Here is a 26,386-nt window from a genome sequence, read left to right on the forward strand (position 1 = left end):
ACCAATGATCGGAATACTAGCAGGAATGGGACCAAAATCAACTGGACCATTCGTCGATACAGTTGTAGCAGGGTGCCAAACAATATACGGAGCAAAGCATGATATGGACTTTCCTCATATGATGATTTATTCTTGCCCAACACCGTTTTACATGGATCGCCCTATTAATCACGAAGCAATGAAAAAAGCGATTATTGAAGGGGCACAAAAACTTGAAAGTACTGGCGTAGAATTTATCGCTATGCCTTGTAATACGGCGCATCTTTATTTTGAAGAATTACAACGTTCTATTTCTATTCCTATTTTGAATATAGTCGACGAGACGTTACAAGCTATTCCTGAAACTGCAAAAAGAGTCGCTCTTCTTGCAACAGAAGCGACAATTCAAACTGGTATTTACCAAGACGGGATTGCAAAGCGTAATATAGAGTACATTCATCATGAAAAATGGCAAGAAATGATTAATCAAATTATTACTTATATTAAATCTGGAGAAATTAAAGAAGCTCGCAAATTGTGGAATGCGCTCATTTTACAGTTGGAAGATGAAGTAGATACCGCTATTATCGCATGTACTGATTTGAATGTTGTGGCGAGTGAGGATTTTGTTGATTCCTCCCAATGTCTTGCTGAGGCGGTTGTGAAGATGTATGCAGAAACTATAAGGAGGTAACAATGAACATACCTTTTGAAATGGGATACACATTTGATGAAAACCTTAGAGAAAAACCTATATCCCTTGCTGAAATGAAGCAAGGGATATAGGTTTTTGAAAGAGCATTTACATAAAAGATCGTTATATGGAAAAAACTGCGGCTTAATTGGCGTTTATGAACGAATCGCTGGCAACCTTTCTGAATGTAAGTATTACGTACAGGAAGCAATTGCATATTATACAAATTTAAATAATAAAGAAGGACTCTTTGTTAACAAACTACGTCTCGCACACACATACCATTGGGAACAAAATTTCCATACGGCAAATACACTATTTACCGAACTTCAACATATGTTGCCGAACGTTCCTACTTATGAAGACTTCTTCTACCAACATTACGGAAAAAGTAAATTAGATGAGGGTGACTTCCACACCGCCCTTACTTATTTTCAAAAGGCACTTCAAATTAGGCTACAAAAAGGAAATGAAGAGCTAATTCATTCAACTAAGCTTTGCATTGCGTATTGTATGTCTTGCCGATAAAATCTGCCCTAAAAACTTTTAACTTTCTTCACAATTCTTTCAAAGTAATCACACTTAATCTCGCTATATTAAATAAGTAGTTATTCATATAGGGAAGGTTAGGGGAACTGAAAGTATGAAAGTAAATCGTTCGCTTCATTACATTTTTTGGCGTTGGCATTTTTATGCCGGGCTTTTTATTACGCCGCTTCTTATTACATTGTCACTGAGCGGAATTGGGTATTTATTTCGGGAAGAGGTTGAAGATTTCATCTATAAAGATTTATATTTTGGGAAGAGTGCCCAAACAGAGTCTATTTCGATGGCTGATTCGCTTTTCTTAACAGAGAAAAAATATCCACATTATAGTGTGGCGAAAATTAGTGAGTTTAATGGGGATTATAATACGAGGCTTACTATTGCAAATGAATATACTGGGCAACAAAAATATGTGTATTTAGATAGCAATAATCAAATTGTTGGAGATCAAAATGCAAGTGAAACGTTTGCCAATATAATGAGGGAATTACATAGTTCTCTTTTAGTTGGTGGTACTGTCATTAACTACATTGTAGAGCTTGCGGCATGCTGGACAATCTTTTTAATTTTTACTGGGTTGTATATGAGTATACGCCAGTTCAAAAACACACCAGCATCCAATAGGCGAGAAAAAGCAAAACGACGTCATTCTATTATCGGTATTATATTTACAATTCCACTCATTCTGCTAGTCGCATCTGGATTACCTTGGTCAGGATTTATGGGTAACCAAATTTATAAAATCGCATCGTCGAATGAATCGATTGGATATCCAAAGTTGTATATGGCACCGCCTGAATCGAAGGTAAAAGAATTGCCGTGGGCAACAAGAAAAGAAGCTCCTCCTGAATCGAATTCAAATGAGCCAAAAGCCATTTCAATTGATGAGTTACAAAAAGGAATTGAAATAAAGAAGCCATATGTTATCTCACTACCGGCTGATCCGAAAGGTGTATTCACCGTTTCGAAATCAAGCGGTTCCGGTATTACGGGTATGCATGTCGCACCAAATGAAGAAATAACAGCTTATTTTGATCAATATAGCGGAGAGCTTATTTCCAAAACGGACTATCGTGATTATGGCTTATTTGCACAATGGTTCACTTACGGTATCCCGCTTCACGAAGGACATTTATTCGGATGGCCAAATAAAATATTATGCTTACTAACGACATTATCTTTATTACTTCTCATTTATTACGGAATAAAAATGTGGTTAGCAAGAAAACCAAAAGGAAAATTAGCCGCACCGCCAAAGCAAAGAGATAAGAAAAGCATAATCGTTTTCTTTATCATGATGGTTATACTAGGCGCTGTCATGCCTTTATTCGGACTATCTGTGTTAGTTATTTTCGCGATTGAACTTCTTATATATGTATTTTCAAAAATACGATCATAATAAAAAGCATTTGTACTCCCGTGTACAAATGCTTTTTATTTACTATTTTCTTTTTTTCTACTACTTATTAAAAAGATAATATCTAATATGATAATCAATGCGATGATAATTTGAGCCATATAATCCATTGTAGTAGGACCACCCGCTTTATTCATCATCATATACATTCCAGTTACAAATGAAATGGAAAGTAGGACGAGTAATGTTACTTCAATATTGTCATATAACTTTCGAAACAATTGCTTCATTTTACCACCACCTTTACCATATTATAACAAGAAAACCACTCTACAAGAGTGGTTTTCTTCATCACTGCGCCATTTTCTTTCGGTACATCTTCCCGTTCCAATAGAAGAATCGTGAAGTAAGCCCTCCGTATTTTACAATGCGCCGTGCCATTTTGTGCATATTCTTTTGTGCTGATACTTTTTGATCTGATAAATAAATACCAAGTAACCCTCGGCTTATGAGACGATGAAACTTCGCATGAGGTAAATCACCAATGCTCTTCTCTGCTTCTTCTACAAAATGTTTCATACGATCTAATATCGCTTGCTCGTTTTCATAATAACTACAGAAATTCAAATCCCCGCCTATACGGTCTTCTTCTTGATCGATGAAATAATCAAGTAAAATGTGAAGTCCTTGTACGTAAGGGAAGTATCCTTGTCTAATTTTCGCAATATCTTCATCATGTAATTCATCATGAAATGCATATGCTACAAGACAGAAGATCCCAAGTGTAGAACCGGCACATGCTGAAAATTCAAACCAACTCATCTCTGGTAAGTTTTCTTTATGTGCTTCAAACCATGTTTTTAAGCGTGGTTCTCTTTCTTCTAACTTCACGTGTTTATGAATTTGCAAATCACAATAATAACAAGCAAGTTCATGAAGAACAGGAGCAATTTTGTCATAGTGCTTCGTTTTCTTTAAAACATCTTGGCATGTTTCAACAAGTTCATCTAAATAACCACCATCGTCTTGATCATCACGATAGCGATAATAATTACCGCCACCTTCTACTTCAGGTGATAATGCCATTAACATAGATTCATGCAGTGCGGCAAAATCATTTGGGTCAAGTGATGTACTGCGGTCACATAAATTATCTAAATAATCGCTGATTGTTTGATACGCTACGATAAAACGAATGCATTCCTCTCGGTGCTCATTTGCTAGCAGTGCTAAAATACCACCGCCTTCGCAATGAAACGTTTTATTCTCAATACTTGCGATTGCCTGACTATGAAGCTCATCATTCGGAATATGGTAGGCACGCTCTTTCCACACCGCTAGCTCATGGTGTACTACCGGAAACACATCACGGTATACTTTCGCCATGAGCGTTATGGGATTACTCGGTACGTTCACTTCTTCCTTCATCTCCTCTATTCAATGTACAAATAATTTACTTATTTGTTTCTATTATGTTATTGATGCGTATTTCAGTAAATGACTGAATATAATTCAAAATTTCATCACGCTCATACTCATTTAATAACTCGTGATAACAATTCGGCCATTCTTTAAAAGCCTTATCACTCATTTTAACATTATCAAACCACATGCGGACACGTGTTTTATCTACAAGTTTATCCTCACAAGCCTGCATTAGCAAGAGCGGAACATCTGGAAAATCATCTATTTTTTTATGAGCAATTTCGATAGACTTAATCAATTCACTATACCAACGTACTGATACTTTGCGCAAGAACAATGAATCATTCTCCATCGCGTCCCGAACTTCATGATTACGAGTGGACATTTCCACTGTAAGATTCGTTGCAAATTGCAATTTTGGTGCAACAACATTTAATATTTTTGAGGCAACTTGAAGCGGTGCTGAAGGTCCAGCTACTACGCCTAAACATGGCGAACTTAAAATAATGCCGTCTACATCTTCTCTCTTCGTTTCTTGCATCATACGAATGACAATAAGACCACCCATACTATGACCAAATATAAAAATAGGTAACCTATACTTTCTTGCCTCTTTCACCCACAATTTAACTTCCTCTATGTATTCATCAAATGAATCAATATGTCCTCTATTTCTTGAAGTCGTTCCATGTGACGGAAGGTCCCCCATTACGACGTGGTAGCCGATATGATTCCACATTTCCGCAACGGCTTCGTAACGTCCGTGATATTCCATTGCGCCGTGCACGATAACAACGACAGCTTTCGCTTCCTCTGCTTCATAATTCCACATACGGCTTTCCTCCATTTCACTCTTTCTCATAATTTGATACACTAAAACTAGTCTCTAGGAAAGGAAGGCTTTACATGATATACCCTTACAAAGAAAAAAATCCGAAAATTGCGAGTAGTACTTTTATCGCTGACTATGTTACCATTACAGGCGATGTTTCCATTGGTGAGGAATCAAGTATTTGGTTTAATACAGTCATACGCGGCGATGTGTCACCAACAATCATTGGAGACCGAGTAAATGTACAAGACCAATGTACACTTCATCAAAGCCCGCAGTACCCTCTTATTTTAGAAAACGATGTTACAGTTGGGCATCAAGTTATTTTACATAGCTGTCATATTAAAAAAGATGCTTTAATTGGAATGGGATCTATTATATTAGATGGTGCTGAAATTGGTGAAGGAGCCTTTATCGGTGCTGGAAGCCTCGTTTCTCAAGGAAAGAAAATCCCGCCAAACACGTTAGCGTTCGGTCGCCCAGCGAAAGTCGTTCGTGAGTTAACAGAGGAAGACCGTAAAGACATGGAGCGAATTCGCACACAATATGTTGAAAAAGGTCAATACTATAAATCATTACAGAAATAAATTTCCGCTGCCATAAGATTGGCAGCTTTTTTGATGAAAACTAACTTTTTCTTTACAAAACATTATTACTCCCTCAATAAAATCTTATTAAAATAAAAGCTAATATCTCCATATATATGTAAACGAGGGAGGAGAATTTTCATGAAGGTCAGTGGACTATATAAAATAGAATGTTACATTTTCAAAGGAATTAACCGATACTTTGATCAAAAAACATTAAATATCTTTTTCAGCAATATTACTCATATAGGTGGTGCTACTTTCTCAATCGCACTCACACTTTTCTTTTTAATTTTTGCAAAAGGGACTTTGCATCAAGCTGCAATCGCAACTGCTATTTCTTTAGCAATTAGCCATATTCCTGTGCAAATATTAAAAAGATGGTATCCGCGAAAACGTCCTTATTTAACAATTCAGGATGCGAAATATCCAGTCCATCCATTAAAAGACCACTCTTTCCCGTCTGGTCATACAACAGCCGTTTTCTCTGTCCTTATTCCATTTGTTTGCTATAATCCAAGCTTATTTGCTTTTCTATTACCGTTAGCATTATGCGTTGGTATTTCTCGCATTTATTTAGGGCTTCACTATCCGTCTGATGTATTCGTCGGTATGTGCCTCGGCACTTGCTCTGGCATCATCTCTTTTTATCAATTCATCCCACTTTTCACATAAAGGAGTGATATGATGAGAGTCGCCATTTTTACCGATACTTTTACGCCACAAGTCAACGGGGTTGCGAAAACACTAGAACGATTAACACGTTACTTTCAGAAAGAAAAGATCGCCTATTCTGTTTTCGCCCCTCAGCATACAGCTGAAGATAATTTCGTAGCTAATGTGAACAAGATGAGAAGTATCCCGTTAACAATATTATATCCAGAATGCCGCTTTTCTTTTCCTACTCCGCGCATTAAACGAGAACTTCTTTCCTTTAAACCTGACATTATTCACATTGCCACACCTTTCAACATGGGACTTTGTGGATTGTATTATGCAAAAAAGTTAAACATCCCAGTTGTCGGTTCTTATCATACTGATTTCGATGCTTATTTACGCTATTACAAAATTGAATTTCTCTCTAACATGCTTTGGAACTATTTAAAATGGTTTCATAGTCATATGCAAAAAAATTTCGTTCCTTCTTTTGAAACGTTACACCAACTAAAAAATAAAGGCTTTCAGGCCCTCTCCATATGGGGACGGGGTGTAGATTGCACACTCTTTCATCCATCTTACAATACAGACCTATTCCGAAAAAAATATAATATTACAGCAAAGTATGTCCTTTCCTATGTTGGACGGATTGCCCCTGAAAAAGATATTGATACGTTGCAACACCTTATCGTGCAAACAGCGCGTACTCGAAACGATATTCATTGGCTCATCGCAGGAGACGGTCCTCTAGCAACAAATTTACGTGAATCTGTTCCGAAAACAAATGTCACTTTTACTGGATATTTACAAGGTAAGGATTTAGCTGAAGCATATGCTTGTTCTAACATCATGGTATTTCCATCCGCTACTGAAACGTTCGGAAATGTCGTACTCGAATCACTTGCATGCGGAACACCTGTCATTGGTGCAAATAGTGGCGGGGTTAAAAATATTATTACAGATGGAAAAACGGGAGTTCTTTGCCCCTCCAAACATGCGGATTCATTTCTATCATCCATCCATTCTTTATTGCAAAATGAACAGAAACTAATGCAAATGGGGCTAGCTGCTACGTCTTATGCCAAATCAAAAAGCTGGGATGAAATCTTTCGTGGCTTACTTGACCAATATGAAGAAGTCCTTCAGCATAACGCATCAGAATTACTCGCTTAAACAGAAAAACTCCCTTCAAAAAACGAAGGGAGTTTATTACACAGTTATAAATTTTAGTTTACTAAATGATACATTAGGTGAAATATCTATTTATTTTCATATCCATTATAACAAAAAGATACATAACTAAACATACTTGTAATAAAAACCCATAAAAATTAATATATGGTTATACAGTATTTTTACTGTATGGTGATTTTAAGCGATTCCCCTTAAAATCAACTTACTCACATACCTTTATACAGTAATTGTTCCCCAATTTCTGTATATCAAAAAAACCTTTCATTCATTTGAAAGGTTTTTTTGAGCCTGCACATATTCTTCTTTCGTATTCACATTTATAAACCAATCCGCATTCGCTTGTACATCTTCACCAGCAATATATTTCACATTACATTGCGATAAAAGCTGGCCCATACTTCTTTTTTCTTCCTGAAGCAAAGCATAAATTTTTTCTTTGACACGGTTATGATACGCTGCAAGTAACGGTTGTTTTCTTCCATTAATAATAGGTACAACCGCATCATATTCATAACTCGTTTGCTCTAGCAAAATGGTAAACCATTCATGCGAAACATTCGGCGCATCGCAAGGCATAATAGCGTACCAATCTGCTTCTATATATTCCATTCCTGATACAATTCCAGCAAGTGGTCCATTTCCTTTATAATGCGGAATATCTTCTATAACAGGAACTTGTACGAGTTGCTCTACTCGCTCTTTTATATCGGAGTTACTAATGACCACAACTTCTTGTAACGCAGTTGTCATCACTTTCAAAATATGCTCAATAAAAGTACTACCTTGCCAGCTCGCTAACGCTTTCGGCTCACCGAATCGACTCGACATACCACCTGCCAATACAATTCCAGCATACTTACTCATTGGCGATGCAGCTCAAATGTAATATGACCTAATTCCGGTAAAATTAACTTATTCATCGCAAGACGAACTGCTCCGCTAGACCCTGGCATGGAAAAGACAACTTTGCGCCCAACTGTACCGCCAATCGCTCTACTTAACATTGCGCTGCTTCCGATATCTTCTAAATAACTAATCATGCGGAACAACTCACCAAACCCGACAATTTCTTTATCTAATAACGCTGACACTGCTTCAATCGTCACATCACGTTTCGTAATACCAGTACCTCCATTTGTTAACACGACATCAACATCTTCCCTATGATAACCAGCTAACACTGCTTGCTGAATACTTTCTTTATCATCTTTTACAATTTCATAAGAGGTCACTGTATGGCCTGCTTCTTTTAACAATTCATGTAATAGTTGTCCGCTCTTATCTGTCTCTTCCGTACGTGTATCGGAAATCGTCACGACCTTACAACGCACTTCTTTTGGCGCTTGTTTTTTATGTTCATTGACACTCATTTTTCATCTTCCCTTTCATTTTCTTGTAAAATTATGTATGAAGCAAAGAATTCAACATGATACAATATAAGTACATTTATCCATATAAAGGATCTTATTTATGTTTTATAACATAAAACGATACGTACCCATTATACCATTCCTAATTATTTTATCCCTTTTTCAATGTATCGCTTACGGGTTTGATATTAACTTTTTAAAATTGTATGTGCTTATGACTGATGGTGGTATTCGTTACTATTTGACTAGCACATTAATTCCTCTCGTACTTGCCTATATAGTAGATTTTATTTTTAAACATTCAATCTCTAAATAAGGAGGTCCACATATTATGGAACTTTATAAAAAATTAACAACAACATTTATCCTCTTATTTGTCGCTTCCATTACTGTTGGCTTTTCTCTAAAAGGCGCAATTCCATACGCTACATTAGTAAGCATTCTATTCGCAACACTATTTTTACTAAGCAGTGCCTTTTGCGTGGGTAAAGCACGTCAAATGAAAGGTTGATTACATATGTTCGAGAAGAAACCAATCCTTTGTAAATCATGTGAAAAGGAAATACAAACGTATGAAAAAGCATGGATTCATATGCCCTTTCCAGCAAGTGGTATGACTAATATGAAAAAGTATATTGAGCTAGACGGCGAAGTTTATTGTGGTTCTTGCATCCAAGTAGTAAATAAAACAAAATAAAAAAAGCTTTGCGCTCACGGCGCAAAGCTTTTTTTCATATATTATAGACCAGCTTGCTCTTTTAAAGCTGCAGCTTTGTCTGTACGTTCCCATGATAGATCTACATCAGTACGTCCGAAGTGGCCGTAAGCTGCTGTTTGTTTGTAAATTGGGCGACGTAAGTCTAGCATTTTAATAATACCAGCTGGGCGAAGATCGAAGTTGTTACGAACTAGTTCTACTAGTACGTCTTCAGATACTTTACCAGTGCCGAATGTATCAACTGAAATTGATACTGGTTGTGCTACACCGATTGCGTATGCAAGTTGTACTTCTGCTTTGTCAGCAAGACCAGCTGCTACGATGTTTTTCGCAACATAACGAGCTGCATATGCTGCAGAACGGTCAACTTTCGTTGCATCTTTACCAGAGAATGCACCGCCACCGTGGCGAGCGTATCCACCGTAAGTATCAACGATGATTTTACGTCCTGTTAAACCAGCATCACCTTGTGGTCCACCAATTACGAAGCGGCCAGTTGGATTAATGAAGAATTTCGTTTCTCCATCCATTAATTCTGCTGGAACTACAGCTTTAATTACATGCTCTTTTAAATCGCGATCGATTTCTTCCCATGTAACATCTGGATGATGCTGTGTAGAAATTACGATTGTATCTACACGTACAGGTTTACCATTTTCATCATACTCAACTGTAACTTGCGTTTTTCCATCCGGACGTAAGTATGATAATGTGTCATCTTTACGTACTTCAGTTAAACGGCGAGCTAATTTGTGAGCAAGCGAGATTGGAAGTGGCATTAATTCTTGTGTTTCATTACATGCGAAGCCAAACATTAAACCTTGGTCTCCCGCACCAATTGCCTCAATCTCAGCGTCAGTCATTAGACCTTCGCGTGCTTCTAGCGCTTGGTCAACACCCATAGCGATGTCAGCAGATTGCTCATCGATAGATGTTAAAACTGCACAAGTTTCTGCATCGAATCCATATTTTGCGCGTGTGTAACCAATGCCTTGAATTGTTTCACGAACGATTTTTGGAATATCTACGTAAGTAGAAGTCGTAATTTCCCCCGCTACCAATACTAAACCAGTTGTTACAGTTGTTTCACAAGCTACACGTGCATTTGCGTCCTTTGATAAGATCGCATCTAAAATTGAATCAGAAATTTGGTCACAAATTTTATCTGGATGTCCTTCAGTTACAGACTCAGATGTGAACAGATGACGTTTTTTTGTCATGTGGTAAACCTCCCTACAGTAATTGTATATATTGTACGGAACTCATCCTTAATTTGCCACAAACTGCGACATACATTTATTCTCCCACACAAGCATACAGAAAAACCTTTCCTACTTTACATAGAGGAAAGGTTTAATTTGCTACTTGCATACTGCTTTTTGCCCTTTGCTCTTATCGTTCGAGACCGTTAGCCTCGCACAGGTTTTAGCACCTATTCACCTGTATTTACCACTACAAATGAGGTTGCTGGGCTTCATCGGGCCTGTCCCTCCGCCAGCTCGGGATAAGAGAGTATCCGTCCCAACCTATACTAAAGAAATGATATTCATTTGTCAATTAATATTCACATTTTCCTGAAAGTTTTTCTCAATACGCCTGGAATGAAATATTAATAAGGAAATAATACATTCACACAAACAAAAAGAAATAAATAGTATACATTATTTATATAATTGTGTTATACTCTTGTTGGGGATTACGAGAAATATTTCATTAAATGAAAAGGATGGTATATAAATATGAGTACTGTGAATGTCCAAATTGGTTTACACGAATTATTGAACGGAAGCAATGCACAGATTCAACTAAGTGTTCCGCAATTAGTGGAAAAAGTATTAATGCGAAATGAAGGGAAATTAACTTCTACTGGTGCCGTTTCTGCTTCAACAGGAAAATATACAGGACGTTCTCCTAAAGATAAATTTATTGTGAAAGAAGCATCGGTTGCTGACAAAATTGCTTGGGGAGCAGTGAATCAGCCGATCTCTGAAGAACATTTTAATAAATTATATACTAAAGTTTTAGAATACTTAAAAGAAAAAGAAGAGTTATTCGTCTTCAATGGATTTGCAGGCGCTGACCGCAATTACCGCCTACCAATTCAAGTTATTAACGAATATGCATGGCACAATTTATTTGTACATCAATTATTTATTCGTCCAACTGAAGAAGAATTAACAACTCATGAATCAGAGTTCACAATTGTTTCTGCACCGAATTTCAAAGCTGATCCAGCTGTTGACGGTACAAACTCTGAAGCATTCATTATGGTTTCATTCGAAAAACGTATCGTACTAATTGGTGGTACAGAATACGCTGGAGAAATGAAAAAATCAATCTTCTCTATTATGAACTTCTTACTACCTGAACAAGATATTCTTTCTATGCATTGCTCTGCAAACGTAGGTGAAGAAGGCGACGTAGCACTATTCTTCGGTTTATCTGGAACAGGTAAAACAACATTATCTGCTGATCCACACCGTAAATTAATCGGTGATGATGAGCATGGTTGGTCTGATAACGGTGTATTCAATATTGAAGGCGGTTGCTACGCAAAATGTGTAAACCTTTCTCACGAGAAAGAACCACAAATTTTCGATGCAATCAAATTTGGATCTGTTTTAGAAAACGTTATCATTAATAACCAAACGCGTATCGCAGACTATAACGATACTACTTTAACAGAAAATACTCGTGCTGCATACCCTATGCATGCGATCGACAATATCGTACTGCCAAGTGTTGCTGGACACCCAAATACAATCATTTTCTTAACTGCTGATGCATCTGGCGTATTGCCTCCAATCAGTAAGTTATCAAAAGAACAAGCTATGTATCATTTCTTAAGTGGTTACACTAGTAAACTAGCAGGAACAGAGCGTGGTGTTACATCTCCGCAAGCAACATTCTCAACTTGCTTCGGTTCACCATTCTTACCACTTGATGCATCTCGCTATGCTGAAATGCTTGGTGAAAAAATCGAGAAACACGATGCGAAAGTATTCTTAGTAAACACTGGCTGGACTGGTGGCGAATACGGCATTGGTAAACGTATGAACTTAGGTTACACTCGTGCAATGATTCAAGCAGCATTAAGCGGCGAACTTGCGAAAACTGAAACAGCTAAACATGACATCTTCGGTCTTGAAGTTCCACTTCACGTACCAGGTGTACCTGACGAAGTGTTAATGCCTGAACAAACTTGGGCTGATAAAGCTGCTTATAAAGAGAAAGCAATCGAACTTGCAAGCGAATTCAAAGAGAACTTCAAAAAGTTCGACAGCGTTTCTGAAGATATTATTAACTTAGGCGGTCCAATCGCTTAAGTACAAACTTTCTGTTGGAATAACCCTTTTACTCATATGAATAAGTGTCGTGTAACCGTAAAGTTTCGCGTACTCACCGACAAAACCCAATGCGGCTTAACGGTTACACACACTTACATAAAAAAGAAGCTTACGTTTTTGACGTAAGCTTCTTTCTATATCTTATATAAAGTACAACTTTAATCTCTTCATCTGTGACTTAGCTCATAAAATTGCATACCAACATCTATAAACTTACTGAAAATTCATTTTATAATCATTCGTTTTATAGTTTTTTATGATAAAATTTACATATACAGGAAAGGAAGAGGGCTATGAAAAATTTTTCTCGTACAGGAAAAATATTATTCAGTTATGGAGCCATTCAAATGTTTTGGGGACTTGTGATGCTTAACGTTAATTTATTTGAGCATACAAGTGAAACGATAAAATACATTATTCTAATTACCGGAATATTTTGTTGTATTGTATCTAACTTTTTTAAAGAACCTGAGAGTCATACTACTAAGTGATTTCATGTTAACTTATTGGAAGCGGAAACCTATATTTTATGCAAAGTTACGCTTCCTATTGTACTATCCCCCGCCGGATCCTCTATTTCATCTAAAAAGAGGCTTTTTATCTTTTTAGCTCTTTGTTAATTCTTCCTCATCTTTCATACTATAGTAGCCTAAATTCACAACGATTAAGAAATAGCCACCCAGAATCCCTACTGCAAATGCCCACATAACCATATGATGTTCAATTTCGTACATAATAACAGCACCTAAAATAGCAGCTGCAAACCGATTAAACATACCGAGCGTCGGTGCTTTCGTTTTCTTTACGATACTATCTCCAAGCTTCTCAATTCTTCTCCCTAAAAGCCAAACACAATACATACTTACAATCAGTCCAATTCCAGCACCTAGAAAATGAGCTGAAAACGGCGTTAACATCCATCCTAGTAAAAGAAAACCTAGTAAATAATACGATTGAATTTTAAACGATCTTAATGACATACTAATCATGCTGTTCTCCTCTTCAGTAATTTTTATCTATCCAACAAAAGCTGTATAACTCATTTCTTTCGAGTTCATACTACTTAAAATTCATTTCACTCAAATTAAAAACAACATAAACAGTATGTTTATGTTGTTTGAATATTTTCAGGAAATAATATTATACAAGATTTTAAACATCATATTCTCATAATTTGTGACGTTTTTCCAAACATTTTTCGTCCATTTATGAAAAAAGTGATATCAATCTATGAACATACGGATATGATGTAATAAGTACACAAATAAAGGGGGCGTCTAATGATTTATTTTCTAATGGCTCTCATTCACCTCATTATCCCTGCACTTATTGGACTTTCATTGTATTGGTACACGAAGAATCATAGTATTTTCTACGCTGTCCTCGGTGTTCTTCTTCCAGGTATTATTCTTATCACACTCTTCCGTATTCCATTTTTAAACTTAATTCCACTTATTACTGCTATCTTATTTCTCATCTTCTTACCAAAAATAAAAAAATAGGAAAGCAGATCATAGGTGATCTGTTTTCCTATTTTGATATAGGTTCCCCCGCATTAGAATGAATTTTTACTTTCTCTAATTTCACAAACCATAGACCGAAGAAAATAATAATTCCACCGATTATTTGTTGAAATGATACATATTCATTTGCCCATACAGCTGCAAATAAAACAGCTACAAGCGGCGTTATATACATATATACCATCGTATGTGACGCGCCAATTTTTTGAATACCAACATACCACATCACTAAACCAAATACTGTTACAAAGAAAATGGAATATAGTAAAGCGAATAGTGTCATTCCGTGTGTAATGTGAAATGGCATTATAAATACATGTGGTCCACTTAACAATAAAAGCGGAATCGCGCCAACTAACGCTGACCATGCGGTAACACGTAGTGCTGAATATTTTTTAATTAATGGACCTGCTAAAACAGGATAAAGCCCCCAGCATATTGATGTAATAAGTCCAATTCCGTTACCATAAAAAGAACTAGCAAGCGAATGCCCTGCTACTAAAACTAATGCAGCACCACCAAAGGCAATTATAGAACCGATGAGCTTTCGAGAAGAAAACTTTTCTTGTTTCAAGAAAATCGCAAATACAGTTGTAAAAATAGGTGAAATAGAAATGAGTAAAGAGGCATTTGTAGCGGATGTATATTTGACAGTTTCCATAAATAACGTTTGATACAGTACAATACCTACAACGCTAACGATGATTAATCTAGGTATATCCTTTCGTTCCATATAAACCGACTTTTCAATAAAAAATGTAAGGAGTAACATAAGCGGTGCCGCTGATATCATCCGAAGTGCAGTAAACTCAATTGCTGTAAATTCTAAAAGTCCATATTTAGCAATCGTAAAATTAATCCCCCAAATAATAACGACTGCTAAAATTAATAACTCAATCCCCCATCTTCTCATGCGTATCCCCTCCGCAAATACGATTATACAGAAAATTCAATCATATGTACATTTCATTATGTGAAAAAATCTTTGTGTTGTATGGAGAGGTTTTCTTTGTTTAGTACATGAAATTATATCAGCGATTTTTTAAATATAGCGACTTAGACAATAAAAAAAGATGGTCCAAAAATATTTTGGAACCACCTTTTCTTTCTTACACTCGAACGTGTAACTTCATATTTGGATTATAAAATTGGCTTGGGCTCTTCAGCTGAAAAGTTCCTCCAACTTCATGCCAATCAACTGTTAACTTATCATCCATAAATACAAGCTTTGTGCGATCTGCGATAAAATTCATTACGCTAGATTCGATATCCACATCGCGCTCATCTTTTTCTGCTACAGCTACTAAATCGATAATTCCGCTCATGACACAACCACAACCCTCATTATCGTAAAATAACTTTATATATTTCGTTTCATCCGGAATCGTATCCATAATCTTTTTATATGCGGCTTCTGTTACAGTAACATACATACGCTACTCTTCATCCTCTCTTCTCATATCCTTCATATATTGTACCATCATTTTTCTCTAAAATTATATACAGAAAATTAAGACTAATATACAATATATGTAATAAAGGAGGTTGTATCACTCATGTTCAAATTACTGCGATACCCCATCTTCTTAGGCCTACTCGGTAGCTTTTTTATTTCTAGCGGAATGGTATTACAACATATACTTCCCTATTCTCCTTCTATTGGTTGGATTTTAGGCTTTATTTGTTTCCTAACCGCTTCTTATTTTGCTATGAAAAAATAAGAATCACTTTAAAATCTATTTGCAGCTTAATTTTGACTTGGGTGTTACTTTCGGCCCACAAGAGAAACGTTGGCTCTATAACGATTCAACTCTCCTCTCTATTTTGAAATCTATACACAATACGATTGAACACACAAAAATATAGAATTCATAATATGTATATAGTAGTTCTATTTTTAAAACAAATTTTTCAAAATATAGAAAGGAGAACATACATGTACCCACGTAATTGTTTTAGTTGCGATGGCAGACGCAACAGTGGCTCTAACGGAAACACTGGGCCCACTGGTAGCACCGGACCTACTGGAAACAATGGCTCTACCGGCATTACTGGACCTTCCGGGAACACCGGACCCACTGGTAGTACTGGACCTACTGGCTCTGCCGGGCCTTCCGGAGCTGGTTTCCAAAGTACTACCGCCTTTAGTCTAGCAGCCGCTCCCACCTATAAAAAAGGACAAGTTGTCACTTATACGAGCAGCGGCTATGTTGTAAAAAAAGATGCACCTCAAGGGTTTCCGAATATATCTCCAGATTATATCGTATTAGTAGATAGTGGACCTACTGGGAACACTGGATCTACCGGCAATACCGGACCTACGGGTAATACTGGACCTTCTGGTAGTACTGGATCTACTGGTAGCACTGGACCTTCCGGCATCACTGGACCTACGGGTAATACTGGATCTACTGGTAGTACTGGGCCTTTTGGGAACACTGGGTCTACCGGCAGTACCGGACCTACGGGTAATACTGGACCCACTGGGAACACCGGACCTTCTGGTAGTACTGGATCTACTGGGAACACTGGACCTTCCGGCATCACCGGACCCACTGGGAACACTGGGCCTTTTGGAAACACTGGATCTACTGGTAGTACCGGGCCTACTGGAATTGCCGGCAGTGCATCAGCAAAAAGTATTGTTTTTCAAGGAACAAATGCTGGTTTTCAACGTATAGCAGGTTCTCCTGGAATTGACTCCAATGTTATTCCATATGTCACTGCTGGAGCCGGTAATATAGTTGGCTTTGCTGCATCTATAAATGTAAATAACTTACCTGCTGCTGTTTATACGATTAATATTTGCAGGAATGTCCCAACAAACCTCACTGCCCCTACCTCTAGTTACATCCTATCTACTCTTACTTTAACTACCACTGACAAAATTACAGGAACTATAGTATTTTCAATTAAACCAACGGATACTGGATCAGGACAAATTCAAGTGTTTAATCCTAATCCAACAGTAGGTCCCGCTACTGTAACTTGGACTAGCATTACAACTGGAAACTCAGTTTCGAGAGGAGATGCTATTTCCCTTCATATTACCCCTGGCATTACTGCAAGTGCTGTATATTCTATTTTTTTAATCACTGATATATAGCCCTTACTAAAAAATAATTTATTTAACAAAAAAAGACCCGAGATTCGGGTCAGCAAATAGAAATATAAATGAATTAAAACAAATAACAGACAAGTTCAGTATATACTATCATTGCAAATATATCCATATATTGGGTTTTGGAATTATATACACTATGTTAATATAATTAACTTACCTACCTTTATCAGAATGCCTTACTCTCATCCACAATAAAAAAGGGAGATCACTCTCAAATAAGTGATCTCCTTTTTAAAAATAGTTTTTCATGATATCGGCAATATAACCTTCACCGTCGTTCCAACCCCAACTTCACTTTCAAAACTCATTTTACCGTTGTGGTCTTTAATAATTTTTTCTGTAACTACTAAACCTAAACCTGTTCCCGTTTCTTTCGTTGTGTAAAAAGCTTCATTTAACTTCGGAATTTTGTCTTTTGGAATACCGCAACCCTCATCCTTAACTTGGACAATGATTGCATCTTCTACAGTCACTTTAATCGTAATCGTTCCGCCAACTGACATTGCTTCAATCGCATTTTTAATTAAATTAAAAAATACTTGCTTTAATCGTTTTTCATCGCATGTAATCGACGGTATGTCTTTACTATAAATACCTTGTATGTGCACTCCTTGCTTTAAAGCAGGCTTTCCCATAACTCGGATAACATAAGCGATAATTTCTTCTATATTATGAACTTCTGATTCTAGTGATTTAGATTTCTCAAATCCACTAAGTTCTGTAGCGATTGTATGAATTCGTTCTACTTCTTGTTTCATAATATCACTATATATTTTATCCTCTGGATATTTAATCGCTTGCTTATTAACAAATTTATCTAAGTTAGCTAGCGGTCTTCTAATTTTGTAACCAATAACTGTAGCCATTTTCCCAACAGTTGCTAGCTTTTCTGTTTGTTGTATTTCTTTATCCATCATCTCAAGCGTACGAACGTAAGATTGAAACCTTAAAAACATAATCCAACATATGATAGTAAATACACTATATAACGCCATCGGGATTAAAACGAGTGACGAGTGAATAATGATTCCTATAAGAGCGTATTTCCCAACAAGTATGCTCGGAACTAACCAAAAATATCTTTTATTCACAAAGAGTGGGGCAAATAAAATAAAAAATCCTTCTACTATATTCCCACCATCAAACTCAGCATCACTACCGTAGTAAATCATAAAATTATGGATAAAATCTAATAGGTTATATCCAATTAGAATAATATACTTTACTGCAAATGGGTTTTTCCATTTCATAAAGTATATTCCAGTGCAAAATAAGATCACCATTAGAAAATAAAGCCATAAACCTAAACCATCTTCAAATTGTCCTACTCCTTCTTGCTCTCCTCCTATTAAAGGTACAATAAATTCGTAGGCAAGATCGTATACAAAAAATATAATGAAAAATAAACTTAAAAATATTTTCAGTGCCTTCATTTCTTCATTTTTAAATATATCGTCTTTATTCATATCGTAACTCCTAGCTTTTCTCCCTCTTGGATTTCATTATTTCCACGTTGCTTCGGGAGCATGATATCTATTCTAGTTCCAATATCTCTTTCACTTGAAATATGTAATTCACCAAGATGCTGCTCAGTAACAAGCCGATTTGCTACAGTAAGTCCTAAGCCAATTTTATCTTGTTTCGTTGTATAAAAGGCCTCTTTAACACGAGCTAAATTTTCTTTCTTAATACCGTAACCATTATCAATTACACTTAGCATTACATAATCTTGTCCTTTGTTTTCTAACCGTAACTCTAATGTGCCACCTTGCTCCATTGCCTCCAGAGCATTTTTTATGACATATAGAAAGACTCCTCTTATTTTCCGCTCATCACATTCAACTTCTATCGTCTTTTCTTCCACATTAGAAATAAACTGGACGCTCGATTCATTCATTTTTTCGCGAACAATTGTTACTGCTTGTAATGCAATTTCACCTATATTATGTTTCTTATAAACAGAAGGTTTACATGTAGCAACTTCCATTAACTCACTTATCATATTATTCATATTTTCTATTTCAAAAATCATCTGTTTGTAAATAGGGTCCTCCCCATGCTTCTCTCGTTGTAATTGCGTAAACCCTTTTAATGAAGCAAGTGGATTTTTAATTTCATGTCCCACTGTCGCTGCCATTTTTCCAATTACTGCTAATTTTTGCGATTCACTAGCAATCTTAATACTTTCCTTTACCGCTGAAAGGTATTGTATAAATCGATTTAAAATGATGTATGCCGCTATTAATACGAGTGTATACATAATGAGGAACATAAATCCTTTTACTTCCTTTAATACAAATAAATAAATCACATATTTCCCTACAATAGTCGAAAGTACAAACACAAAATATTTTTTATTTAAAAATATAGGTACAAAGAAGATGAAAATAATTTCTATTATATTTACTCCATCAAATGCCGCCTCATTATAAAGCATATACGAAAGTATATTAACGATTTCTATTCCTATGTATGCAAATACACATGCATATTTAACAAGGTTAGCTTTCTCTTTTTTTATTAAATATACATTCACACCGAGTATTGCAGTTCCGCAAATAACTTGCCATAGTATGCTATGTCCCTTATCCGTTAGCAATTTGTTCTCTAATACGATTGCATAGAAAATTTGGTATGAAACAACAATGACATACAGCACCCATAAAAAAATTTGTGCATTCCTTTCTTCTTCTTTATATGATAGAAAACTTCCTTTCACTTCAACACCCCTTCAAAATAATATCTCGAAGAATACCATTTATTATAATAAATGATTTTCATAGACAAACAAAGATAAATCGAACATTTGAGGGAAATCATTCCAATAGAACAAAGTATCTTCAGACTATATATAAGCATAAAAGCTATAAACAATAATACGTTTATTATGGGAGGTGTTTTATATGAACGGCAAAAAAAATAAAAAAACAGAACAACTGGAATCCTTCACGCGTGAGAATGAAGGAAAGAAAATGACAACAAATACAGGTGTTACAATTTCAAATGATGAAAATTCTTTAACTGTTGGTGATCGTGGCCCTACCCTTCTAGAAGATTTCCTGATGCGAGAAAAGCTTTCTCATTTTGACCGTGAACGAATCCCTGAAAGAGTCGTTCACGCACGTGGATACGGTGCACATGGTATTTTTGAGCTATATGAATCTTTAGAAGAGCTAACAATGGCACACTTTTTACAAGACCCTTCCAAAAAAACACCTCTTTTCGTTCGCTTCTCTGAAGTCGCTGGATCAAAAGGTGCGAATGAAACAAATCGAGATGTACGAGGGTTCGCCGTTAAATTTTATACAGAAGAAGGAAATTTTGATTTAGTAGGAAACAATATTCCTATTTTCTTCATTCAGGATGGCATTAAATTCCCTGATCTTATTCATGCCCTTAAACCTGAGCCGCATAATGAGATTCCACAGGGACAAACAGCACATGATACATTTTGGGACTTCATCGCCAATAACCAAGAATCGGCTGCGATGATGATGTGGATTATGTCTGATCGTGCCATTCCAAGAAGTTTTCGAATGATGCAAGGGTTTGGCGTTCATACATTTCGCTTAGTGAATAAAAATGGAAAGTCACGATTCGTAAAATTTCACTGGAAGCCGAAGCTCGGCATTCACTCATTAATTTGGGATGAAGCGCAAAAATTAGGTGGTGCTGATCCAGATTACCATCGCCGTGATTTATGGGAAAATATTAATGCTGGAAACTACCCTGAATACGAACTTGGCATTCAAATTTTAGAAGAAGAGGATGAATTTAAATACGATTTCGATATATTAGATGCGACGAAAATTTGGCCTGAAGAAGATTTCCCCGTTAAAATCATCGGAAAAATGACATTAACTCGCAACGTCGAGAATGTATTCGCTGAAACAGAACAAGTCGCACTTCATCCTGGAAGTATCGTCCGTGGTATTGATTTCACCAATGATCCGCTTTTACAAGGTAGGCTCTTTTCTTATACAGACACTCAATTGGCACGCGTTGGTACAAATTATCAAGAATTACCGATTAATCGTCCAATATGTCCATTTCACAACAATCAAAGAGATGGTGCATCTAAATATATAATTGATAAAGGAAAAATCGCTTACCATAATAATTCCTTAGCAAATAACACTCCTTACACTGTCCCCGGTACAAAGGGTGGGTTCGTTACATATCCTTCCACTGTATCAGGGCATAAAACGAGAGAAACAGCCGCCAGTTTCAAAGATCATTTCTCTCAAGCACGTTTATTTTGGAATAGTATGAGTAACGTCGAAAAAGTTCATATTATGCAAGCCTTCTCCTTTGAATTAGGAAAAGTAAAAAGTAAATCCGTCCGTCAACAAGTCGTAAATATGATTGGGCATATTAGTAGTGAATTAGCTACGTTAGTCGCTGAAGCGGTCGGAGCAAAAGTCCCAAATATTCAAGAATCGGGCGTTACGAAATCATCGCCAGCACTCAGTATGACAAATACGACATTTAGTCCTAATACATTACGAGTAGGTGTCATTGTTGCAAATGGATATGACGGACAAAACGCGCAATATATACTAAATCAATTCAAACAAGTTGGGCTGCAGCCTGTAATTGTTTCCGAACGATTAGGTATTGTACAAGGAACGCAAAATGTACGTTGGGACGTGAATGATACTTTTTTAACAGGATCCTCACTTCTTTATGACGGGCTACTTCTTATTGGAGGAAATCTTGATGAACAGTTTCTTAATAAAGCGAGTTCATTTGTCGTAGAATCATATAATCATTTTAAGCCAATTGGTGCCTTCCAAAATGGATCTACTGTTATTCAATCTTTAAATATTAAAGGAAAGCCTGGTGTCTTAATAGAACAGAACCCTACGCTCCTGGCAAATGAATTTATTAAAGCTATGACGAAACAACGCTTTTGGGATAGAGCATATGAATAGGTTAGGGGGATAATTTATGTTTGTTACTGTCGAGAAAGATGTGCATATTTTTGTGCAAGACGTTAATCCCGGACCCGGTAGTAAAACCGTGTTCTTCGTCCATGGCTGGCCTTTAAATCATCAAATGTACCAATATCAACTCAATGTGTTACCACAACACGGTTTCCGCTGTATCGCTATGGATATACGCGGAAACGGACAATCTGATAAACCGTGGACTGGTTACACATACGATCGTTTAGCAGACGATATCGCCATTGTTCTAGAAGCACTTCAAGTAGAAAATGCTACATTAGTCGGCTTTTCAGTAGGTGGTGCTCTTTCTATTCGGTACATGTCTCGCTACAATGGTCATCGCATTTCTAAACTTGTATTAGTCGATGCTGTTTCCCCCTCTTTCGTTAAAAATCAAGAATCTCCCTATGGTGTCCCAAAAGAACAAGCAGATACCCTCATTAATCAAATGTATGCCAATATGCCTAAATTTTTAAATGATGTATCTTTATCATTTTTCAATAGAAACTTAGGATCTGCTACTTTAGAATGGTTTTCTTATCTCGGCATGCAGTCTGCTTCCTACGCTCTCATCAAAATATTGCAAGCAGCCGCAAATGAAGACGTAACGAAAGATTTAAGTAAAATTAACGTCCCAACAAAAATATTCCACGGTGTTCACGATCAACTGATCCCTTACAAAAGCGCTGAACTCACACAAAAGCGGATTAAAAATTCTAAGTTACATCCTCTTACAAATAGCGGTCACGGCTCGCCAATCGATCAAGCGGATGAATTAAATGAAGAACTTATAAAGTTTTTGCATTCATAAAAATCTATACCAAATCGTTTCGATAGAAACGCAGTTTTTGAAAAGATTAAAATTCACATATTTCTCACAAACCAATCAATAAAACGGTTACATTTTCATTTATACTAAATGTACAGGTAATACTCCCTAAACCCAGCTTGTCTGGTTACCCCGTTAAATACTATAAAAAAAGAACTTGTATCGTTATACAAGTTCTTTTTGTTTGTTCTATTTAAAAAGTATATCTTTACTATACTGCTTTCCAGCAAGTAAATCATATTGGATCATTTTATATTGCTCTAACATTTCTTTTTGTTTCTTTGTTAAATCTGTTATCTCTTCACCATCTTTATTAACCTTTAACTCATCTTTAAGGACTGGTATTTCTTTATGCATTTCCGATAAAAATTGATAAAACGGTGATTTATTTATCCCTGCATAATCAAAAACAAGATTAGAAAAATAAATCGGACTTACTAAACCTAAATTGTCATTTGGCAAATCGAAATTTGCGTACATTAACAATGGTGTTTCTGACATAATTAATCTTTCTCTTACTGTCTCTTCATTTTCTATATATCCTGCTTCTTTATAAATAGACTTATTAGTTCCTAACATAGGTAAATGGTCTCCAAAGAAGACTATTAAAGTAGGTCTATCTAGATCGTCAAGCTGCTCGATTAAATATTGCAGAGCCTCATCCGATAATCTTACCCCTTCTGTATATGCTTCTAATTCCGCCTTCGATTCCTCTTCTGTTAATCCACTAATTTCTATTTTATTTTCTCCAAACATATTTGGCGTATACGGAAAATGATTTTGCATCGTCACCGCATGAATAAATGTAGGTTGTTTTCTCTTATTTAATTCATCTATGATTTCTTTACTCATAGATAAATCACCAATATTGTCTCCCACTACTTCTTTATTTTTCATCGTATCTTCTGCATTAAAATTATCGAATCCCAATGTTTTATATACATCTTCACGTTTATAAAACGATCGATTAAACGCATGAATTGCACTTGCATAATACCCTTGTTTTTTCAACTCACTTGCAATCGATGGAATCTCTTTTTGGCTTGGAACAGCTTGTTGATATGGTATAGAACCTGGCATTAAAAGACTCATCGAGTAACTCGTTAACGCTTCAAATTCTGTATTCGCTGTATTTCCTCCAAATGTAGGAGCTATCGTTTGTCCCCCTGGAAAATTTTCCATATAATGATGTAAATTTGGCACTGGATCTTCACTAAATGACAGATTTGTTAATTTTGTCGGATCCCAAAAAGCTTCACTCATAATAAATATAATATTCGGCTTCTCTGCTTTTTTTTGTCCTTTTATTTTATCGCCATATTGTTTTTCTATATCCTTTGCAATTTGCTGCATATTTTCTTTTGAATATTCTTTCGGCTCTTTAATGACTGTCGTATCTAAGTTGCTTAAAAATCCTATAACAAAACCATTCACCTTATAATTTGCGGCTTGATTCCAGGCGCGGATGTCTACTCCACTTTTTATAAATATATTATTCATAAAGGTAGTAGGGTAGTTACTATATCCATACAACATAAACGCAGAGCCGCATATTAAAATAATCCTCATAATAATATGTGATTTTATAACTGGAATATACTTTCGTATATACATAACTACAAATATAATCAAAACAATGCCCACTATTGCCAGAAACATATTCCAAAAACTAAAATACTCCATGACCATCGGTATAACGGAATTCATATGACCAATCTGTGTAAAATCAGACGGGTAAAATGGCTCTCCTCTAAAAATGAGTTTAAAATGGTTCACCATCACAAAAATAAGTAAGACTAAGCTAGTTATCGTTGTACTTAAAAAAACTCTTCCAAGCAAATTATATGCAAAAACGTATACCATATAAATAAATAACAGGCTTAATATATACTGTCCATATTGTAAATACACCCATGTATTTACTACTATAAGGTTCATATCCTCCTGCACTATGATATACATCCAATTCATTGTATGAGCAATTAAAAATAATACGACATAAACTCGAATAGCCGGCCTAAGCTTATGACTGATGCCTTTATTTAAATGAATGATGTATAGTAGTACACTCCACAAAACAATAATGAGTATACTTAGCTGTATTTTCCCATTAAAAAATTCTTTAGTTCTCTCGAATCCGAAAGATCTTAACATAACAAAAAACAGCGTTTCTAAACAGATTGCCCACATTCCACTAAGAATGATAGAAATTAATAGGTTCTTCCTCGACTGCTGAGGAGAAAAACTAAGATAAAATTCATCTCTTCTTCGTTGTCGTGTTAAAAAATCAAAACGCAATTTATTCCCTCTTTCCTTTGCCCCTTCGTCTCGCATCCACAAACATATTGTCCTATACAAAATACCATATTTGTATGCAGCTAGTCTCCCTATGTGCTTGTAATATACACATGTATCCTTAATTTCCCCTTAAAAATACAGTGAAATTTTAATAAGCCCGAACCATTCAGGATTGAACGGGATAAAACTTCTTCGCTCTATATTCTAACAGCATAAATGAACTATGCTTCACAAAATTGTTACCATAAAAAAAGAACCTACCAACACTGACAGGTTCTCCTTCAGTCTAACAGACATGAGCATATGTATTATATAAGAGAATACATCCATACTTTCCATATAATACACACAAGTACGATAACTACAAAATCAAAAAGATCTAATCTTGGGCCCTTCTTCATATTCATCTCTAGCCACATATGAATCCATTTTCTTTTTGTATATTTTTGAATGTTTTTCTTTGCAAATCGATAAACGAGTACTTGCATAATAAAAAATCCGACTACGAAAATGAACAAGAAAATGAGAAAATCGACCACAAAATTCCTCCCTATTTTTGCAGCGATTTTTCTACTATTTGATTTCTCAAAACCCACTCTTCAAATTGAGCACTTCCAAATTCCCAACTAAGATCACGAGCATGTACAGAAAAAACGTAATGACCAGCATATTCGTCCATAAATCTACCTGTCTCGATCTCATCTTTCTGAAGACCATATGCCCCAAAATTAAAATACACATCCCACACGTCTTCATTCCTCCGCTTATAAGCAATCGATTCCATATCACATTCTGTTCCGAAATAATCAAGATGTAAATGTACGCTATCATCATATTCGTAATCCATTTTATCACCCCTTATATTTGTACTTCTTTATCACCCAAAAAATTCCTGCTATCTACACTCACATATGGGCACTTACCTACATATCATGCTTGTAGAGTGACTTCTAGGAG

The 26,386-nt window shown here is 36.0% G+C and carries 28 protein-coding genes, 1 pseudogene and 1 riboswitch; of the genes and pseudogenes, 15 read left to right on the forward strand and 14 right to left on the reverse strand.

All coding sequences use genetic code 11. The features are described 5' to 3' along the window. The first annotated feature begins 4 nt into the window (after positions 1-4). From FS802_RS23765 to FS802_RS23780, 3 genes and pseudogenes are all read left to right on the forward strand, one after another. Positions 5-673: an aspartate/glutamate racemase family protein gene (locus FS802_RS23765; protein ID WP_098654864.1), complete on the forward strand. Its 669-nt coding sequence runs from the start codon at positions 5-7 to the stop codon at positions 671-673. A gap of 2 nt (positions 674-675) precedes the next feature. After that, positions 676-1,201, forward strand: a pseudogene (locus FS802_RS23770) (hypothetical protein). Positions 1,202-1,316: 115 nt separating this feature from the next. After that, positions 1,317-2,618, forward strand: coding sequence for a PepSY-associated TM helix domain-containing protein (locus tag FS802_RS23780; RefSeq protein WP_000867818.1), 1,302 nt, complete (start codon positions 1,317-1,319; stop codon positions 2,616-2,618). A 35-nt stretch (positions 2,619-2,653) separates the two neighbouring features. Here FS802_RS23780 and FS802_RS23785 read toward each other — a convergent pair whose 3' ends face one another. The 3 genes from FS802_RS23785 to FS802_RS23795 form a co-directional block, all read right to left on the reverse strand. After that, complete coding sequence (locus FS802_RS23785; protein WP_000811315.1) at positions 2,654-2,866, reverse strand: hypothetical protein; 213 nt, start codon at positions 2,864-2,866, stop codon at positions 2,654-2,656. Positions 2,867-2,927: 61 nt separating this feature from the next. Continuing rightward, positions 2,928-3,992 (reverse strand): tetraprenyl-beta-curcumene synthase family protein, encoded by a 1,065-nt coding sequence (locus FS802_RS23790; RefSeq protein ID WP_001102481.1) that lies wholly within the window; start codon positions 3,990-3,992, stop codon positions 2,928-2,930. 37 nt (positions 3,993-4,029) lie between these two features. After that, positions 4,030-4,833 carry an alpha/beta hydrolase gene (locus tag FS802_RS23795; RefSeq protein ID WP_000267433.1) on the reverse strand — a complete coding sequence of 268 codons (804 nt, stop codon included), beginning with the start codon at positions 4,831-4,833 and terminating at the stop codon, positions 4,030-4,032. Between the two features lie 74 nt (positions 4,834-4,907). Here FS802_RS23795 and FS802_RS23800 point away from each other — a divergent pair, with 74 nt between their 5' ends. From FS802_RS23800 to FS802_RS23810, 3 genes are all read left to right on the forward strand, one after another. Beyond that, on the forward strand, positions 4,908-5,420 hold the full coding sequence (locus FS802_RS23800) for a gamma carbonic anhydrase (RefSeq protein WP_098654863.1): 513 nt from the start codon (positions 4,908-4,910) through the stop codon (positions 5,418-5,420). Positions 5,421-5,561: 141 nt separating this feature from the next. Continuing rightward, positions 5,562-6,095: a phosphatase PAP2 family protein gene (locus FS802_RS23805; protein WP_000868584.1), complete on the forward strand. Its 534-nt coding sequence runs from the start codon at positions 5,562-5,564 to the stop codon at positions 6,093-6,095. 12 nt (positions 6,096-6,107) lie between these two features. Further along, entirely contained in the window at positions 6,108-7,250 is a 1,143-nt protein-coding gene (locus FS802_RS23810) for a glycosyltransferase family 4 protein (protein WP_001261611.1), read from the forward strand. Positions 7,251-7,532: 282 nt separating this feature from the next. Here FS802_RS23810 and FS802_RS23815 read toward each other — a convergent pair whose 3' ends face one another. Both FS802_RS23815 and FS802_RS23820 read right to left on the reverse strand, forming a co-directional pair. Continuing rightward, a complete protein-coding gene (locus tag FS802_RS23815; protein ID WP_097860436.1) occupies positions 7,533-8,135 on the reverse strand; it encodes a molybdenum cofactor guanylyltransferase in 603 nt (200 codons plus the stop codon). Next, complete coding sequence (locus FS802_RS23820; RefSeq protein ID WP_000115584.1) at positions 8,132-8,641, reverse strand: MogA/MoaB family molybdenum cofactor biosynthesis protein; 510 nt, start codon at positions 8,639-8,641, stop codon at positions 8,132-8,134. Before FS802_RS23820 ends, FS802_RS23815 begins: the two co-directional genes overlap by 4 nt. Positions 8,642-8,972: 331 nt before the next feature. Between FS802_RS23820 and FS802_RS23830 the strand changes: the two genes are divergently transcribed. Both FS802_RS23830 and FS802_RS23835 read left to right on the forward strand, forming a co-directional pair. Further along, positions 8,973-9,152: a hypothetical protein gene (locus tag FS802_RS23830; RefSeq protein ID WP_098654861.1), complete on the forward strand. Its 180-nt coding sequence runs from the start codon at positions 8,973-8,975 to the stop codon at positions 9,150-9,152. Between the two features lie 6 nt (positions 9,153-9,158). Next, positions 9,159-9,338, forward strand: coding sequence for a hypothetical protein (locus FS802_RS23835; RefSeq protein ID WP_088107412.1), 180 nt, complete (start codon positions 9,159-9,161; stop codon positions 9,336-9,338). 41 nt (positions 9,339-9,379) lie between these two features. Here FS802_RS23835 and metK read toward each other — a convergent pair whose 3' ends face one another. Further along, complete coding sequence (gene metK / locus FS802_RS23840) at positions 9,380-10,579, reverse strand: methionine adenosyltransferase (protein WP_000163111.1); 1,200 nt, start codon at positions 10,577-10,579, stop codon at positions 9,380-9,382. Between the two features lie 169 nt (positions 10,580-10,748). Beyond that, positions 10,749-10,870: riboswitch (SAM riboswitch) on the reverse strand. Between the two features lie 228 nt (positions 10,871-11,098). On the opposite strand from metK, the gene pckA reads away from it, so the two are divergent. Beyond that, positions 11,099-12,685: a phosphoenolpyruvate carboxykinase (ATP) gene (pckA, locus tag FS802_RS23845; RefSeq protein ID WP_000108819.1), complete on the forward strand. Its 1,587-nt coding sequence runs from the start codon at positions 11,099-11,101 to the stop codon at positions 12,683-12,685. Positions 12,686-12,999: 314 nt separating this feature from the next. After that, entirely contained in the window at positions 13,000-13,197 is a 198-nt protein-coding gene (locus FS802_RS23850) for a hypothetical protein (RefSeq protein WP_078182819.1), read from the forward strand. A gap of 114 nt (positions 13,198-13,311) precedes the next feature. Here the strand turns inward: FS802_RS23850 and FS802_RS23855 are convergent, their stop codons facing one another. Beyond that, entirely contained in the window at positions 13,312-13,695 is a 384-nt protein-coding gene (locus FS802_RS23855) for an ATP synthase subunit I (protein ID WP_000624934.1), read from the reverse strand. Between the two features lie 291 nt (positions 13,696-13,986). Here FS802_RS23855 and FS802_RS23860 point away from each other — a divergent pair, with 291 nt between their 5' ends. Beyond that, positions 13,987-14,208, forward strand: coding sequence for a hypothetical protein (locus FS802_RS23860; protein ID WP_000639042.1), 222 nt, complete (start codon positions 13,987-13,989; stop codon positions 14,206-14,208). A 28-nt stretch (positions 14,209-14,236) separates the two neighbouring features. Here the strand turns inward: FS802_RS23860 and FS802_RS23865 are convergent, their stop codons facing one another. Next, entirely contained in the window at positions 14,237-15,142 is a 906-nt protein-coding gene (locus tag FS802_RS23865; protein ID WP_001255388.1) for a DMT family transporter, read from the reverse strand. A 196-nt stretch (positions 15,143-15,338) separates the two neighbouring features. Beyond that, entirely contained in the window at positions 15,339-15,662 is a 324-nt protein-coding gene (locus tag FS802_RS23870) for an iron-sulfur cluster biosynthesis family protein (RefSeq protein WP_000289559.1), read from the reverse strand. 123 nt (positions 15,663-15,785) lie between these two features. Between FS802_RS23870 and FS802_RS31255 the strand changes: the two genes are divergently transcribed. Beyond that, positions 15,786-15,950, forward strand: a complete 165-nt coding sequence (locus FS802_RS31255) for a hypothetical protein (protein ID WP_088610036.1) — start codon at positions 15,786-15,788, stop codon at positions 15,948-15,950. A gap of 215 nt (positions 15,951-16,165) precedes the next feature. After that, positions 16,166-17,335 (forward strand): collagen-like domain-containing protein, encoded by a 1,170-nt coding sequence (locus FS802_RS23875; RefSeq protein ID WP_098251601.1) that lies wholly within the window; start codon positions 16,166-16,168, stop codon positions 17,333-17,335. A gap of 263 nt (positions 17,336-17,598) precedes the next feature. Here the strand turns inward: FS802_RS23875 and FS802_RS23880 are convergent, their stop codons facing one another. Together FS802_RS23880 and FS802_RS23885 are read right to left on the reverse strand one after the other, a co-directional pair. Then, the gene (locus FS802_RS23880; protein WP_001030580.1) at positions 17,599-18,819 is read right to left on the reverse strand and encodes an ATP-binding protein; all 1,221 of its coding nucleotides are present in this window, start codon (positions 18,817-18,819) and stop codon (positions 17,599-17,601) included. Beyond that, positions 18,816-20,072, reverse strand: a complete 1,257-nt coding sequence (locus tag FS802_RS23885) for an ATP-binding protein (protein ID WP_000678737.1) — start codon at positions 20,070-20,072, stop codon at positions 18,816-18,818. Before FS802_RS23885 ends, FS802_RS23880 begins: the two co-directional genes overlap by 4 nt. A gap of 184 nt (positions 20,073-20,256) precedes the next feature. Between FS802_RS23885 and FS802_RS23890 the strand changes: the two genes are divergently transcribed. Further along, positions 20,257-22,287, forward strand: coding sequence for a catalase (locus FS802_RS23890; protein WP_098654860.1), 2,031 nt, complete (start codon positions 20,257-20,259; stop codon positions 22,285-22,287). A gap of 16 nt (positions 22,288-22,303) precedes the next feature. Beyond that, positions 22,304-23,113 (forward strand): alpha/beta fold hydrolase, encoded by an 810-nt coding sequence (locus tag FS802_RS23895; RefSeq protein WP_098654859.1) that lies wholly within the window; start codon positions 22,304-22,306, stop codon positions 23,111-23,113. 207 nt (positions 23,114-23,320) lie between these two features. Here FS802_RS23895 and FS802_RS23900 read toward each other — a convergent pair whose 3' ends face one another. The 3 genes from FS802_RS23900 to FS802_RS23910 form a co-directional block, all read right to left on the reverse strand. Further along, on the reverse strand, positions 23,321-25,465 hold the full coding sequence (locus tag FS802_RS23900) for an LTA synthase family protein (RefSeq protein WP_141546057.1): 2,145 nt from the start codon (positions 25,463-25,465) through the stop codon (positions 23,321-23,323). 272 nt (positions 25,466-25,737) lie between these two features. Beyond that, positions 25,738-25,968 carry a hypothetical protein gene (locus FS802_RS23905; RefSeq protein ID WP_000227436.1) on the reverse strand — a complete coding sequence of 77 codons (231 nt, stop codon included), beginning with the start codon at positions 25,966-25,968 and terminating at the stop codon, positions 25,738-25,740. Positions 25,969-25,979: 11 nt separating this feature from the next. After that, positions 25,980-26,276, reverse strand: coding sequence for a DUF3986 family protein (locus FS802_RS23910; RefSeq protein WP_000384368.1), 297 nt, complete (start codon positions 26,274-26,276; stop codon positions 25,980-25,982). Between the last annotated feature and the right edge of the window lie 110 nt (positions 26,277-26,386).

Origin of the sequence: Bacillus sp. DE0042, from assembly GCF_007680225.1 — a bacterium.
Taxonomy (GTDB): Bacteria; Bacillota; Bacilli; order Bacillales; family Bacillaceae_G; genus Bacillus_A; species Bacillus_A wiedmannii.